This window comes from Mycobacterium sp. NGS27 (genome assembly GCF_059813005.1).
Genome location: NZ_JCALDT010000010.1, coordinates 76,568 through 91,338 on the forward strand (window position 1 = coordinate 76,568; position 14,771 = coordinate 91,338).

Genomic DNA, 14,771 nt, shown 5'->3' on the forward strand with positions numbered 1-14,771 from the left:
GTACCTCAACCATCAACGCCCTTGATACTACTACGCACCGCCCGAAAGAGTGCGCGCCCAACGAACGCGGCTACCCGGAAGCCGTCGCGCACCTGCTCGAGCTGGGGCTTATGCCTGCGCCGAATCTGCCTGCGCTCCGGTCTATGTGGAAGGCCGGCGGTGAAAGCCGCGAGGCCGCGGTGCTCATCGCCCAGGCATGGGAACTGGCCTCGTGAATGAACCGGAACGCTCATGGCGCCCCGTAGACCTTGAGCCCGTGCTGTCCGGCCAGTGGAAGCCACCCGAACCCACCGTGGGGCGCCGCTCGGACGGCGTCGGAATGTTTTACCCGGGCAAAGTTCACGGTGTCGCCAGTGAATCCGAGGCCGGAAAAACCCATCTACTGCTCGCGGCCGCGTTCGACGAGTTGCGATGGGGTAACTCGGTGCTCTACATCGACTTCGAAGACGACGTGGGCGGCGTCGTCGGACGCTTACTCACACTGCAGGCCAACCCCCAGTGGATCCGCGACCGGTTCTGCTACCTGCGGCCCACCACCACCGCGAACGCCCCGGTCGATGTCGCCGACCTCAGCGAGGCCTACCGCGCCTACCGACCCGCCCTGACCGTCATCGACGGCGTCACAGAAGCAATGACCATGTACGGACTCAACCCCAACGACAACAAAGACATCGCGACGTTCGGGCGCGCACTGCCACGCGGACTCGCCGCGGCCGGCTCCGCGGTCGTCTGCCTCGACCACGTCACTAAGAACACCGACAGCCGTGGACGCTACGCCCTCGGCGGCGTCCACAAACTCAACGGAATCGACGGCGCCGCATACATCCTGGAAAACCGCGAACCGTTCGGCATCAACCTCACCGGGCGCAGCGCCATCCTCATTTCGAAGGACAGGCCCGGCCAGCTCCGCAAACACGGACAGCGCCGCAAAGACGGCCTGACCCACTTTGCCGACCTGACAGTGACCTCCCATGACGAAAGTTACAGCGAGTTCGAAATCCAGCCACCCCAGGAGCACACAGGCGAGTTCAAGCCCACCCACCTAATGGCGAAAATCTCGGATGCACTTACCAGGCACGGGCCAATGTCTCAGCGGCAAATTATCGCCACCGTGGGAGGCAAGCGTGACTACGTCATCAACGCACTCGCCATCCTTCAGCGCGACGGCCATGTCTCTGATAAAACCCCCTACTCACTCCTGGCGCCGTACGCGGAGGAGCTTAAAAGTGCCTAACCGTTCCCCGTTCCCCAGCCGTTCCCCAAGCGTTCCCCGGGAACAGCCGAAGACCCGAGTTTCCCCCGTTCCCCTGTTCCCCCTCCCTATAGGGGAACGGGACGGGGAACGGCCTCGGGCCATCTCCAAGCATCAATCAAACCGCCAAGCGTTCCCCTCACAACCCCTGCAAGCTATGGAAGGCATGAAATGACCACTGCGACCACGCCCCCCGCTAAGTCCCCAGTCGACAATCTCTACCGGGCGGAGAGAGCTTTCGAATACAACGACAACGAAAGGGCTCAGGCGCTCGCGCTCGTGGACATCGCTGAGTCCCTCCGCGTCATCGCCGAGGCACTGAAATGACTGAGCTATGGAGACCCGTGCCCGGCTGGGAAAACTTCTACGAAATCAGCAATCACGGTCGTGTCCGCAGCGTCCCCCGGACAGTCGTCCGACGTAACGGGATGCGATACACAGTCAAAGGCCGCGTCCTGAAGCCCGTTCCACATCGCCGCGGACGCTGGCCGCTCGCCGTCACCCTCGCCGCCAACGGCACCACTAAGCAATACCTCGTGCATCGGCTGGTGGCCGAAGCCTGGGGAGAACAGGAAATTGCAGCATGATCGACATGAGTGCCGACGATTTCGTCGGCTCCTATTTGTACGGCCTCTACTACCAAATGTGTGTTGACGAATTCGGAGTTGAATTCGATAAATGCGATGAGTCCGACTTACGCGCCATCGGCGCCATGTCCTCTGTGGCGTACAAACTGGCCGACAAAGGGGAAACACCCCACGACGGCGCTCTAGCGCACCTAGCGGTCACCACAGCGGCCCTTTTGCTATGCCCGCGCGGCGACCACGGAATCACCCTCACCAAAAAATGGCGCACCGCCCTAAACGAATACATCCAAATCCAACAATCAGCAGGGAAATGGCAGGACTAGTGATATGATGAACGACGAACAGTCAGTAAGTTCCGCCCGGCTCGCCTCGGCCTCGCTGGAAGAACCGAAGGAAACTGTACGGCCCGCGAATCTCCCGGCCGGTAATCAAAGCTATCCATCAGGGCACGTCATGAATGACGCGGACCCGCAGCGCCTTAACGAAATCCACGCCAAAATGCGGCGAATCATCGGTCATAGGGAACTTTCCCCGCGGCAGTGGAGCACATTGCGGACGTTGATCGTAGAGGCAACTGGGCCGGTGCCCATAACACTGGACGAACTGTTCGGTGGTCTGTTCAGCAAGAAGGAAACTTAAATGTGGACTAAATCCCAGGAAGCTCGGCTGCAGGAAATCGGCGCCGAACTCGAATCGCTGATAACCAGGAGCAAAAGCCTGAGCGACGGCGAATACAAGCGACTCGGTGCGCTCAACGACGAAGCCGAGAAGTTGATGACGGAGAAACGCAATTACAAGGGTGCCCTGCGCCTGGCTGGTGCGGCCGACCCCATCCCGTATGGGGGACCAACCAACGGCTACGGCGAGTACGAGAAGGGTAATGGCATCGCATTCAAGGGCTTCGGTCCCGGAATGGAAAACCGGGTGCAGCCGACCTCGATGTACAGCATGGACAAATCCCAGATCAACGCACTACAGCAGGCCGCCCAGCAGGGTATGCCGTTTAAGGTGCAGCTCGGCTCCAAAGGCATCGAGCATGGGTATTTCGGTGGCGTCCGCGATAAGGCCGCCATTACCGAAGGTGGATTGACTCCCAATTTGCTCCCGCCCATTCAGCTAATGGGTCCCAATGGGTTTTGGGGGATGCCATATGAATTGACCCGCGTGGCCAACTATCTGCCGAATGTGGCTTTCGACGGACCAGGTATCGCGTGGTTCAGCCATACGAGCAACGGAGCGGAAGCCGCCTACACCGCCGAAGGCGCCAGCAAACCGGATTTGACTCCCTTGGTGACTGAGAATTACACCAGGCCGGCCAAGGTTGCCGGACGGGTGAATATCACCCACGAATTGCTGCAGGACGCGGGAGACACGTTCGGGAGCAATTTGGTATCCGACCTGGCCCGTTCGGTTTACAACGCCGAAAGCAATTTGCTGCTGAATGGCACCACTGGCAGCAACGGGTTCAATGGCATCAACCACGTCAGTGGCACCTTGACCCGCGCGGCCGACCTCGGCGAAGGCGGGACCGATGTTGACCCGCTCGACACTTTGTCTAAAGCCTTCGTGGATTTGCGGTCCGACTTCTTCGTTCCCGATCTGGTGATTATTCATCCTGCCTCGCTCGGGGCTTTGCGCCGTCTCCGCGACGCGAATAACCGCCTGCAATTGGAGATGATTGAAGGCCCGCGCCGTATCGACCAGACCTCGGAGACCGAAACGCTGTGGGGCTGCCAGGTCGTGCAGACGACACAGCAGGCGGCCGGGACCGCTGCGGTGCTGTCGGTGCAATCCGGCGCAGCTGTGGTGTACGTCAGGGAAGCGTTGAACACGTTCTTTGACCCGTATTCGCAGGCCGCGTCGAACATTTACCAGTTCATCGCCGAAACGAGGCTGGTACTGGCCACACCTAGGCCCGGTGCCATCAACCTCGTCAGCGGACTGCCTACGAGTTAACCCCCAAAGATGCAACCGCTTTACGAAGCCGACGAGTACTTAGCAGAGATCTACCGCAACTGTGACGATCCCGGCTTCGAACTCGTATTCGTACAACCCGGCGTACCAGAAAAGAGGCCGATCATGGCAGCGCGAGTTATCAAGCGGGGCAAGACCCCGAACATGATTCTGCAAGAACCCTCACCTGAGAAACAGGCGAAGGTGAAAGTTATTGACCGCTGGTCGGTCGTTCACGACGACGAGCGATACGTCAAGGGCGACACCGTGACCGTTCCCGAAAGCGTCGCCCAGGAATGGGAAGACAGCGGCTACGTCGAACGCGTCTAGGACTTCGGATGCCTGGCGACTTCGTACTTGGCAGCGATGGGTTGCGGCACGGGTGTTTCATTTGCTTTGCGCCTCAACCGCAACCACGCCTGGCATTCCGTAAGCGCTCGCCCAGGCGGTGTCCCCTCGCACAGCACCGCCTGGGTAGCAGCGCCGTCCTTATTAGACACAGACACGTAGTTGACCACGGTCAGCAAGGTCAACAAGAACGTGCGATTCCTTATTAGACACGGGAATGGACAGCGATGGTCAACCCCTCCTTATTAGACACGGAGCCGGCCCTCCGCAGAGTTTGCTGGACCGCTCGGTCCAAAGCGGGTGCAGCTAGTTTGCTGGACGGCAAATACGCCCCTGACCAGGGGGTATGCAAATCTCAGCAAACGACCATCCGGACGAGCCAGAGGCTGCGGCAGTTTTTGTCCAATAAGAATTCGAGACCAATTCCGAAGGGTCGAGCACATATGCGCAGTTCAGAGGCATAAATGCGGCTGAATGATGAGTTAATGCAACGGTTTGGCGGGTCGTGTTCAATAACAAATTGGGCCTCTGACCTGCGGCGATGCATAGGCCGCGTTGGTGCGACCAAAGTTGTTTGCTGGAACACTCAGGCGGCTCACAGGAAAGTGTCCAAGATTGGACAGATTCCTGTGAACACCGCTCTGAGCTGCGGAGATAGGTGAATTATGGCTCTCAAGCACGGTACGCTGTCCGCGTACAATAACGGCTGCCGGTGTGCTGACTGCGTCGGCCGCAACGCCAGTTATCGCCAGCAAAGACGCGCAAACCCCGACATTATTGCTGGTCAGGGGCCTGGTCCGGTGGAGTTAAGTGTGCGTCAGGAAATTGGGTTAGCTGCCGAGGAGCGGCCGGGTCTTGCTGCGGCTGCGGTGGCGTTGGCTCAGCTATTAGACAGTCCCCGCGCTATTAGTCAGCACGCGTCGGCGGCGAAAGTTCTCAGTTCCTTATTAGACAGGTTGGCGAAGGCGAGTGCTCCGCGCCGACGCTCCCACCTGTCTGTTGTTCGCGAGATGACTAAGGGTGGTGCCTGATGGCTGATTTCCACGCCGCGGATTTGTGGGTTGCTGTAATTCCCGAAACTTCGCAGGTTGGTCCTGCGATGGAGGCCGCGGGCAAAGAGGCCAAGGGGAAGTTCGGCGACGGCATCAAGGGCATCGGCAAGAAGGTTCACGACGAGTTTGGTTCGGTCGGTCAGCACGCCAAAGAGGCGTTCGGCAAAGCCGGTAAGACTGCCGGCGAGATCTTCAGCAGTGAGATCGGTAAAGAGCTCACCAATACTGCCGCTAAGGAGATTGGCAGCGCGATTGGTGAGGCGACTCGCAATCTGCCTGGTGTCGCGCGCGGCGTGGAGCTGTTCCAGCAGTGGGGCTCTGCCACAAGGGGAGTCGCTGACGCCATTCACTCCGCGAAGGTCGGTGATTTCACCTCTGCCCTCGATGGCGCATCTCAGACGCTGAAAAACCTTGAGCCGGTGGCTAGGAACTTCGGCATTGATATCTCTGGCTGGGAAGGCCCGTTGGGTGATGTCAGGGATAAGTCCAAGAGCCTCACCGACACCTACGGCATCCTCAAGGGCCACATCAAAGACACCACCGATGGCCTGAGAACGTTCACCAATGATGCGCCCCGGTTCGCGGGTGCCTTCGAGATGATCGGCAAGGCTGCCGGCCCGGTTGCCATAACGCTCGCGTCGATCGCCGCGCTGGATAAGAATTTCGCGGGCAATATGGACAAGCTCTTGAGCGGTCTGCAATCTCACGATCCGTCGAAAATCTTGTCCGGTGGCGGCGGCATGATGTGGGACAGCCTCAAGGACTACACCACCCTGTTCGGTCTGGCGCCGATGCCCTGGGACAAATCGAATGAGCACACCACGAAAAAGACGTTCTCGTACTGGCCGGGATTCGGCAAGGGGCATGATCCTTCAGACCAGTTGAAGGGGGTTTTGGGCACCCCAGCCGCGCCGGGGGTTCAGAACGATCTGAACGGTGTGCTGTTCCCAGGTGCGGCATATCCGCCAGGTGCCGGGCCTGCGCCGATTCCGAAACCCGCTGCGCCTAGCGGCTATCCGGGCTTTCCTGGGATGGGGACCGGCACGGTCAACAGTGATTTAATTTCGGCTTTTCAGAGGGCTGGTATTGATTCCAGCATGTACCCGATGCTTCAAGGGTTCGCCAAAACTGAGGGGAATAACCCTTCTGGTGCCCCGACTTTGGGATTCACTGACTCGCAGGCAGGCACCAGTCTCGATCAACATGCGCGAGCTCTGGCGAAGCAAATCCGGGATCGCCAATCGGTAGCGGGTCCGTTCCCGGCTGGTGGTTCGCCGCAAGCTCAGGCGTCGTGGATGGCGACCGTCGTGGGCCAGAATGGGGTCGCAAGCGACTGGCAGGGAAACGCCCAGCCACCGCGGTCCGCTTACGCCAACAGCATTGTGAAGGGCTTTGGAGGCGTACCGAAAGGCGTGTTACCCGCTGGGTTTAAATCTTGGTATTCGGATAGTTCGAGTGGTGGCCTGGATTCCGGTGCATCGTCTGGCGGCGGCGGCGGCGGTGGTGGTTTCCGGGATGCCAGTCTCGGTAAATCTGGCGTCGGCCCCATCCCTACTGGCGCCGAGCATGACCCGCTATACGTCACCCAGGCCAGCAGCGGAGCAGTGGGCGCCAGCGCGGGTAGCCCGTTTGAGTCTCAGGGGCAGCAGCTCGGCCAGGGACTAGTCAACGGTCTGCTGCAGATGGTCGGGTTGGACGGCAGCGTGTTCGGCGGCAAGTCTCCGTTGGACTTCGGGGCCGTCAAACTCGGCGGCGGAATCCTCAACTGGGGCTTGGGCACCATGCGCAGCATGGCCAGCGGCCCGATGGGCACACCAGGTCTCGGAGCTACCGGTGGCGGCGGTGGCCTCTTGAGTGGCTTGGCCGGGATGATTCCTCAACCGGGGCCGATGGTTTCAGCGTCGGCCGGTCCCGGTGGCGGTTCGTACGGAATCAATCAGCAGACGGGCGGTAGCCCGCAAGTCCACAACGACAACCGGGTCATCGTGTCTGGCAACACGGTTAAGGACAACGACGACCTGGTTCGGCGCACGAACTGGGAGCAGAACTCGCGCGCCGCTGGCTATTACGGCGGCCTGCCGGCGCCGATGGGCGGATAAACGAATCGGGCCGCCCCTTGGAGAGTAGGGGCGGCCCGATCAGTTATTCAGACGTGCGCTATGCCGCCTGGGTTCCATTGGTTATCAGGTAGAAGGCCACCGCGACCACCGCAGCGCCCACGACCATCCAAAGCAACGCCTTACGGGCCTGCGCGGGGCGCTTGGCCTCAAACCAGGCGTAAACCAGCACGGGTATCAGCAGCAGTGCCAGCCAGGGGCTCATCGCGTCCACCCGTCGAGTTCGTTCACGGCATCGAGGATCACGCCGGCCAGCTCGCGGGCCTGCTCAACGGTCAGCCCAAAGCCGGCTCTGGTGTCGACGTGAACCAGCGGCACCTCTATCTGGCCAGTGTCGATGGTTCCATCAGTGCGCTGCGCGACTGAGGTCCAAACCTCGACCTCGCCGGCTACTGCCCGTTTGGGGCCTAGCACCATCCGGTATTGCTCGGGCTGCCAGTCGTCAACGAAGTCGGCACCGGGAGGGGCGGGGACGGGATGCGGGGTGGATGTGGGCATGGTGACTCCAATTTGTTGGAGCCACACCAGACGGCCTAGTTGTGCAAATCTTGTGCGGGTTTGCATCTGCGCTGGTCAGATGGTGCCCCCGGCAGGATTCGAACCTGCGGCCTTCTGCTCCGGAGGCAGACGCTCTATCCCCTGAGCTACGGGGGCGCACCGACATACCTGTTGCGCCATGGGGCTTTCGAACAAGCACGGACAGACTAACGCATTGAACTTCCCGCCCTGCCACCGCAATGGATTCGGGGCGGGGGCACCCCAGCCAATAGGATGAACGTTCGTGACCCCCGCTGACCTCGCTGAGCTGCTCAAGACCACCGCCGCCGCGGTGTTGGTTGAGCGCGGGCTGGATGCCGCCTTGCTGCCGCAGGCGGTCACGGTGGAGCGGCCCCGCAATCCCGAGCACGGCGATTACGCCAGCAACCTGGCGCTGCAGCTGGGCAAAAAGGTCGGCGCCAACCCCCGCGAACTGGCCGGATGGCTCGCCGAGGCGCTGTCGCAGGCCGCCGGCATCGCGTCGGCGGAGGTCGCCGGCCCCGGCTTCATCAACCTGCGCCTCGAGGCATCGGCGCAAGCCGTCGTCGTCACCAACGTCATCGACGCGGGCGACCGTTTCGGCCACTCCGACGCGCTGGCCTGCCGCCACATCAACTTGGAATTCGTGTCGGCGAACCCCACCGGGCCGATCCACATCGGCGGCACCCGCTGGGCCGCCGTCGGCGACGCGTTGGGCCGGCTGTTGTCCACCCAGGGCGCCGACGTGGTGCGCGAATACTATTTCAACGATCACGGCGCCCAGATCGACCGGTTCGCCAGCTCGCTGATCGCCGCGGCCAAGGGCGAGCCCACACCCGAAGACGGCTACGCCGGCGCCTACATCAACGACATCGCCGCCCAGGTGCTGCAAAAGGCGCCGGAGGCGCTGAGTCTGCCCGACGACGAGATGCGGGAGACCTTCCGCGAAATCGGTGTCAATCTGATGTTCAGCCATATCAAAGAGTCGTTGCACGAGTTCGGCACCGACTTCGACATCTACACCCACGAAGACTCGATGCACACCAGCGGTCGGGTCGACCAGGCCATCGCCAGGCTGCGCGAGACGGGCAACATCTACGAGAAGGACGGCGCAACGTGGTTGCGCACCAGCGCCTTTGGTGATGACAAGGACCGCGTCGTCATCAAAAGCGATGGCAAGCCGGCCTATATCGCGGGCGACATCGCCTACTACCTGGACAAGCGGCAGCGCGGCTTCGACCTGGCCATCTACATGCTGGGAGCCGACCACCACGGCTACATCGCCCGGCTCAAGGCCGTGGCCGCCGCCTTCGGCGACGACCCGGCTCACGTCGAGGTGCTCATCGGCCAGATGGTCAACCTGGTCCGCGACGGCCAGCCGGTCCGGATGAGCAAGCGGGCCGGAACCGTGATCACGCTGGACGACCTCGTCGAGGCGATCGGCGTCGATGCCGCGCGCTACAGCCTGATCCGTTCCTCGGTGGACACCTCCATCGACATCGACCTGGCGCTGTGGTCCTCGGCGTCGAATGAAAACCCGGTCTATTACGTGCAATACGCGCATGCCCGGCTCTCGGCACTGGCCCGCAACGCCGCCGAACTCGGGCTGATCCCCGACACTGCGCACCTCGAGGTGCTCAGCCACGACAAAGAGGGGACGCTGCTGCGCACCATCGGCGAATTCCCCCGGGTGCTCGACACGGCGGCGACGCTGCGCGAACCCCACCGGGTGTGCCGGTACTTGGAAGACCTCGCCGGCGACTACCACCGGTTCTACGACTCGTGCCGGGTCTTGCCGCAGGGCGACGAGCAGCCGACCGATCTGCACACCGCGCGCCTGGCGCTGTGCCAGGCGACCCGCCAGGTGATCGCCAACGGGCTGGCGATACTGGGCGTCACCGCCCCGGAGCGAATGTGAACGTTCACCCCGCCGGTCCTCGGCACGCCGAAGAGACCCGCCACGCCGAAAGCCCACTGCGCCCGCAATCCCCCGAGGAGTTGCTGCTGCTGGCGCCGAACGTGTGGCCCCGCAACGTCGCTCGCGACGAAGCCGGAATCGCCAGCATCGCGGGGGTCACGGTGACCGACCTCGCCCAGGAGTACGGTACCCCGCTGTTCGTCGTCGACGAGGACGACTTCCGTTCCCGCTGTAAAGAAATCGCGTCGGCCTTCGGTGGCGGCGAAAACGTCCACTATGCCGCCAAGGCGTTCCTGTGCAGCGAAATAGCGCGCTGGATCGACGAAGAAGGCCTGTCACTCGACGTGTGCACCGGCGGTGAACTGGCCGTCGCGCTGCACGCTGACTTCCCGCCGGAGCGAATCACCTTCCACGGCAACAATAAATCCATTGCCGAGCTGACGGCAGCGGTCAAAGCCGGTGTCGGCCACGTCGTGTTGGACTCGATGGTTGAGATCGAGCGGCTCGATGCCATCGCGGGGGAGGCGGGCGTCGTCCAGGATGTCTTCGTCCGTCTCACGGTCGGTGTCGAGGCGCACACCCATGAGTTCATCTCCACCGCGCACGAGGACCAGAAGTTCGGCCTGTCGTTGGCGAGCGGTGCGGCTTTGGACGCCGTCGGCAGCGTATTCGAAACGCAGCACCTGCGGCTGGTGGGTCTGCACAGCCATATCGGCTCGCAGATCTTCGACGTCGCCGGCTTCGAACTCGCCGCGCGCCGGGTCATCGGTCTGCTGCACCAGGCTGTCGAAAAATTCGGTGTCGAGAAGGCCACGCAGATCTCCACCGTGGATCTGGGTGGCGGACTGGGCATTTCCTACCTCGCCGCCGACGATCCGCCGCCGATGGGCGAGCTGGCCGCCAAGCTGAGCGAGATCGTGCGCAACGAGTCGGCGGCGGTCGGGCTGCCGACCCCGCGGCTGGTGGTGGAGCCGGGGCGCGCCATCGCCGGGCCCGGCACCATCACGCTCTACGAGGTGGGCACCGTCAAGGACGTCGACGTGAGCGCCACCGCGAACCGCCGCTACGTCAGCGTCGACGGCGGCATGAGCGACAACATCCGGACCGCACTCTATGACGCGCAGTACGACGCCCGTCTGGTCTCGCGGCTCAGCGATGCACCGGCCGAGCTGGCTCGCATCGTCGGAAAGCACTGCGAGAGCGGCGATATCGTGGTGCGCGACACCTGGGTCCCCGGGGATCTGCGACCGGGCGACCTGATCGGGGTGGCCGCCACCGGTGCTTACTGCTATTCCTTGTCGAGTCGTTACAACATGGTCTGCCGCCCCGCGGTCGTCGCAGTGCGCGACGGGCGCGCGCGTCTGGTCCTGCGCCGTGAGACGGTCGACGATCTATTGAGTCTGGAAGTGAGGTGAACTGTGCCCCGTGACGAAAAGCCGGTCGGTGTAGCGGTACTCGGGTTGGGCAACGTCGGCAGCGAAGTTGTCAGAATCATCGAGGACAGCGCTGACGACCTCGCCGCTCGTGTCGGCGCACCCGTGGTGTTACGCGGCGTCGGAGTGCGCCGCGTCGCCGAGGGCCGCGGTGTCCCCGTCGAGTTGCTCACCGACGACATCGAGGAACTCGCCGCGCGCGAGGACGTCGACATCGTCGTGGAACTGATGGGGCCGGTGGAGCCCGCCCGCAAGGCCATCCTGTGCGCGCTCGAGCACGGTAAATCGGTCGTCACCGCGAATAAGGCGCTGCTGGCCACCTCCACCGGCGAGCTGGCGCAGGCGGCCGAAAGTGCGCATGTCGACCTGTATTTCGAGGCGGCCGTCGCCGGTGCCATCCCGGTGATCCGTCCGCTGACGCAGTCGTTGGCCGGCGACACGGTGTTACGGGTGGCCGGGATCGTCAACGGCACCACCAACTACATCTTGTCCGCGATGGACGAGACCGGCGCCGACTACGACACCGCGCTGGCCGAGGCGAGCGCGCTGGGTTACGCCGAGGCCGACCCCACCGCCGACGTCGAGGGGTACGACGCGGCCGCCAAGGCTGCGATTCTGGCGTCCATCGCCTTTCACACCCGGGTGACCGCCGACGACGTTTACCGCGAAGGCATCACCAAGGTCACCCCCGCCGACTTCGAGTCGGCCCAGGCATTGGGCTGCACCATCAAGCTGCTGTCCATCTGCGAGCGCATCACGACCGACGATGGACAAGAGCGAGTTTCGGCGCGCGTCTATCCGGCGCTGGTCCCGTTGTCGCACCCGCTGGCCACGGTGAACGGCGCCTTCAACGCGGTGGTGGTAGAAGGCAAGGCCTCCGGCCGGTTGATGTTCTACGGCCAGGGTGCCGGCGGCGCCCCGACCGCGTCCGCGGTGGCCGGCGACATGGTGATGGCGGCGCGTAACCGGGTGCTGGGCAGTCGCGGGCCCAGGGAATCCAGATACGCCCAACTCCCCGTCGCCCCAATGGGTTTCATCTCCACGCGCTATTACGTCAGCATGAACGTCGCCGACAAGCCCGGCGTGCTGTCCTCGGTGGCAGCCGAATTCGCCAAGCGCGAGGTGAGCATCGCCGAGGTCCGTCAGGAAGGCGTCGCGGACGAAGACGGACGACGGGTGGGGGCCCGCATCGTCGTTGTCACCCACACCGCCACGGACGCCGCGCTGTCTGAAACCGTGGATGCGCTGGCCGATTTGGACGCCGTGCAGAGCGTGACCAGCGTGCTGCGACTGGAAGGGACCACCCTATGAGCGCCCCTCGCACCGCCGTTCATCAGCCGTGGCCCGGTCTCATCGAGGCTTACCGCGACCGGTTGCCGGTCGGCGACGACTGGACCCCGGTCACCCTGCTCGAGGGCGGTACACCGCTGATCGCGGCGGGCCGGCTCTCGGAAAAGACCGGCTGCAACGTGCATCTCAAGGTCGAAGGCCTCAACCCCACCGGCTCTTTCAAAGACCGGGGCATGACAATGGCGGTCACCGACGCGTTGGCCCGTGGCCAGCAAGCTGTGTTGTGCGCGTCGACCGGAAACACCTCGGCGTCCGCGGCGGCATATGCGGCGCGTGCCGGCATCACCTGTGCGGTGCTGATACCGCAGGGCAAGATCGCGATGGGCAAGCTGGCGCAGGCGGTCATGCACGGCGCCAAGATCATTCAGATCGACGGCAACTTCGACGATTGCCTGGAGCTGGCCCGCAAGATGGCGGCCGACTTTCCGACGATCGCCTTGGTCAACTCCGTCAACCCGGTGCGCATCGAGGGCCAGAAGACTGCGGCGTTCGAGATTGTCGACGCGCTTGGCGCCGCACCCGACGTGCACGCGCTGCCCGTCGGCAATGCCGGAAACATCACCGCGTACTGGAAGGGATACACCGAGTATCACCACGAGGGCCTGATCGAGAAGTTGCCGCGCATGCTGGGCACCCAGGCGGCCGGCGCGGCCCCGCTGGTGCGCGGCGCCCCGGTCAAGAACCCGGAGACGATCGCCACCGCCATCCGCATCGGCGCGCCGGCATCGTGGACGGCGGCCGTTGACGCGCAGCGGCAATCGAACGGGCGATTCTTGGCCGCAACCGACGAAGAGATCCTGGCCGCCTATCACCTGGTGGCCGAGTCCGAAGGCGTGTTCGTCGAGCCCGCCTCGGCGGCCAGCATCGCCGGCCTGCTCAAGGCCGTCGACGACGGTTGGGTGGCTCGCGGATCGACCGTCGTGTGCACGGTGACCGGCAACGGCCTCAAGGATCCCGACACCGCGCTGCGCGATATGCCAACCGTGACCCCGGTGCCGGTGGACCCGGTACTCGTGGTCGAGAAGCTGGGGCTGGCCTAGTGGCGATCGCGACCCCGACACTCCCTGTCGGGTTGGTGGCCAGCGCTGTGGTCTCGGCGTCCAGCGCCAACCTTGGCCCCGGCTTCGACACCCTCGGTCTGGCGTTGAGCCTCTACGACGAAATCATCGTCGAGACAACGGAATCCGGACTCGTTGTGCTGGTCGAGGGTGAGGGCGCAGGTCAGTTGCCGGTGGGGCCCGAACACTTGGTGGTTCGTGCCCTGGACTGCGGGCTGCGCGCCATGGGGGTCCGCGCACCGGGCCTGATAGTGCGTTGCCGCAACGCCATTCCCCATTCGCGTGGCCTCGGCTCCTCCGCGGCGGCGGTGGTCGGTGGCCTGGCGGGCGCGAACGGCCTTGTCGCACAAACGGATTGGACGCCGCTTAGCGACACTCAACTGATCCAGCTGTCCTCGGAGTTCGAGGGTCATCCCGACAACGCGGCGGCCGCCGTTTTGGGCGGTGCGGTCGTCGCGTGGGCTGACCGCAGCGGTACCCACCCGCAGTACGCGGCGGTGCCGCTGCGGCTGCACCCCGATATCCACCTGTACTGCGCGATTCCCGAGGAGCGCTCACTCACCGCGGACACCCGCATCCTGCTGCGCGAGCAGATCAGCCACGAGGACGCGCGGTTCAACGTGAGCCGCGCCGCGTTGCTGGTGGTAGCACTCACCGAACGCCCGGATCTGCTCATGGCGGCCACCGAAGACGTGTTGCACCAGTCGGAGCGCGCACCGGCCATGCCGGCCTCGGCGGAATATTTGCGACTGCTGCGGCGTCATAACATCGCGACGACGCTTTCCGGGGCGGGTCCTTCGCTGATTGCGCTGACCACAGCGCCGGAGTTGCCCGCGGAAGTCATGGACTATGGAGCCACGATCGGCTTTACCATCACCGAGATGACCGCTGGCGAACCAGCGCGCTGGAGCCCGGGAGTCACCGTCGTCGGTTGATCCATGGCGTGGCCGGAGGGTTTGCTTGCTTCCAGCAGGGATGGGGGCTATCCTCGGAGCCGTCCAGCAATCGCAGCATCTGCATCCATACTGCCTTGCCGCTAGGACAACACCAATTCTTCTTGTGGACGAGGTTCGCCGCTTACTCCGCCGATCCAGGCGATCACCGTTGCAATGTCGATGATTGGGCGCACTCGGCAATTTGCCTGAATGCAACGAACCCCCCGTATGACCTGATCAGCGGGGGAAGAA

General features: G+C 63.5%; 15 protein-coding genes and 1 tRNA gene. 13 read left to right on the forward strand and 3 right to left on the reverse strand.

Features of this window, described 5'->3' with window-relative positions; translation table 11 throughout:
* Positions 1-319 precede the first annotated feature (319 nt).
* The 8 genes from AC5Y30_RS22945 to AC5Y30_RS22980 all read left to right on the forward strand — a co-directional run bounded on the left by AC5Y30_RS22945 (position 320) and on the right by AC5Y30_RS22980 (position 7,291).
* Positions 320-1,234: an AAA family ATPase gene (locus AC5Y30_RS22945; protein ID WP_499921395.1), complete on the forward strand. Its 915-nt coding sequence runs from the start codon at positions 320-322 to the stop codon at positions 1,232-1,234.
* A 189-nt stretch (positions 1,235-1,423) separates the two neighbouring features.
* Positions 1,424-1,579: a hypothetical protein gene (locus tag AC5Y30_RS22950; protein ID WP_499921257.1), complete on the forward strand. Its 156-nt coding sequence runs from the start codon at positions 1,424-1,426 to the stop codon at positions 1,577-1,579.
* Positions 1,576-1,839 carry an NUMOD4 domain-containing protein gene (locus tag AC5Y30_RS22955; RefSeq protein WP_499921259.1) on the forward strand — a complete coding sequence of 88 codons (264 nt, stop codon included), beginning with the start codon at positions 1,576-1,578 and terminating at the stop codon, positions 1,837-1,839. The genes AC5Y30_RS22950 and AC5Y30_RS22955 overlap by 4 nt, the downstream gene beginning before the upstream one ends.
* A 5-nt stretch (positions 1,840-1,844) precedes the next feature.
* Positions 1,845-2,162 carry a hypothetical protein gene (locus tag AC5Y30_RS22960; RefSeq protein WP_499921261.1) on the forward strand — a complete coding sequence of 106 codons (318 nt, stop codon included), beginning with the start codon at positions 1,845-1,847 and terminating at the stop codon, positions 2,160-2,162.
* Positions 2,163-2,166: 4 nt separating this feature from the next.
* Positions 2,167-2,478: a hypothetical protein gene (locus AC5Y30_RS22965; protein WP_499921263.1), complete on the forward strand. Its 312-nt coding sequence runs from the start codon at positions 2,167-2,169 to the stop codon at positions 2,476-2,478.
* Positions 2,479-3,795, forward strand: coding sequence for a phage major capsid protein (locus tag AC5Y30_RS22970; protein ID WP_499921265.1), 1,317 nt, complete (start codon positions 2,479-2,481; stop codon positions 3,793-3,795).
* Between the two features lie 9 nt (positions 3,796-3,804).
* Positions 3,805-4,122 carry a hypothetical protein gene (locus AC5Y30_RS22975; RefSeq protein WP_499921266.1) on the forward strand — a complete coding sequence of 106 codons (318 nt, stop codon included), beginning with the start codon at positions 3,805-3,807 and terminating at the stop codon, positions 4,120-4,122.
* Between the two features lie 1,048 nt (positions 4,123-5,170).
* A complete protein-coding gene (locus tag AC5Y30_RS22980) occupies positions 5,171-7,291 on the forward strand; it encodes a hypothetical protein (protein WP_499921268.1) in 2,121 nt (706 codons plus the stop codon).
* Between the two features lie 58 nt (positions 7,292-7,349).
* Here the strand turns inward: AC5Y30_RS22980 and AC5Y30_RS22985 are convergent, their stop codons facing one another.
* The 3 genes from AC5Y30_RS22985 to AC5Y30_RS22995 all read right to left on the reverse strand — a co-directional run bounded on the left by AC5Y30_RS22985 (position 7,350) and on the right by AC5Y30_RS22995 (position 7,963).
* Entirely contained in the window at positions 7,350-7,514 is a 165-nt protein-coding gene (locus tag AC5Y30_RS22985; protein WP_499921270.1) for a hypothetical protein, read from the reverse strand.
* Positions 7,511-7,807 carry a hypothetical protein gene (locus tag AC5Y30_RS22990; RefSeq protein WP_499921271.1) on the reverse strand — a complete coding sequence of 99 codons (297 nt, stop codon included), beginning with the start codon at positions 7,805-7,807 and terminating at the stop codon, positions 7,511-7,513. The genes AC5Y30_RS22985 and AC5Y30_RS22990 overlap by 4 nt, the downstream gene beginning before the upstream one ends.
* Before the next feature lie 80 nt (positions 7,808-7,887).
* Positions 7,888-7,963: transfer RNA gene (locus AC5Y30_RS22995), tRNA-Arg, on the reverse strand.
* A gap of 127 nt (positions 7,964-8,090) precedes the next feature.
* Between AC5Y30_RS22995 and argS the strand changes: the two genes are divergently transcribed.
* Genes argS through thrB form a run of 5 tightly spaced genes read left to right on the forward strand, consistent with a single transcriptional unit; the run spans position 8,091 to position 14,519 of the window.
* Positions 8,091-9,743, forward strand: coding sequence for an arginine--tRNA ligase (argS, locus tag AC5Y30_RS23000; protein WP_499921273.1), 1,653 nt, complete (start codon positions 8,091-8,093; stop codon positions 9,741-9,743).
* A 56-nt stretch (positions 9,744-9,799) separates the two neighbouring features.
* Positions 9,800-11,158, forward strand: a complete 1,359-nt coding sequence (gene lysA / locus AC5Y30_RS23005) for a diaminopimelate decarboxylase (protein ID WP_499921397.1) — start codon at positions 9,800-9,802, stop codon at positions 11,156-11,158.
* A gap of 3 nt (positions 11,159-11,161) precedes the next feature.
* Positions 11,162-12,487, forward strand: coding sequence for a homoserine dehydrogenase (locus AC5Y30_RS23010; RefSeq protein ID WP_499921275.1), 1,326 nt, complete (start codon positions 11,162-11,164; stop codon positions 12,485-12,487).
* Positions 12,484-13,566 (forward strand): threonine synthase, encoded by a 1,083-nt coding sequence (thrC, locus tag AC5Y30_RS23015; protein ID WP_499921277.1) that lies wholly within the window; start codon positions 12,484-12,486, stop codon positions 13,564-13,566. The genes AC5Y30_RS23010 and thrC overlap by 4 nt, the downstream gene beginning before the upstream one ends.
* A 5-nt stretch (positions 13,567-13,571) precedes the next feature.
* Positions 13,572-14,519: a homoserine kinase gene (gene thrB / locus AC5Y30_RS23020; RefSeq protein WP_499921398.1), complete on the forward strand. Its 948-nt coding sequence runs from the start codon at positions 13,572-13,574 to the stop codon at positions 14,517-14,519.
* Positions 14,520-14,771: the final 252 nt, after the last annotated feature.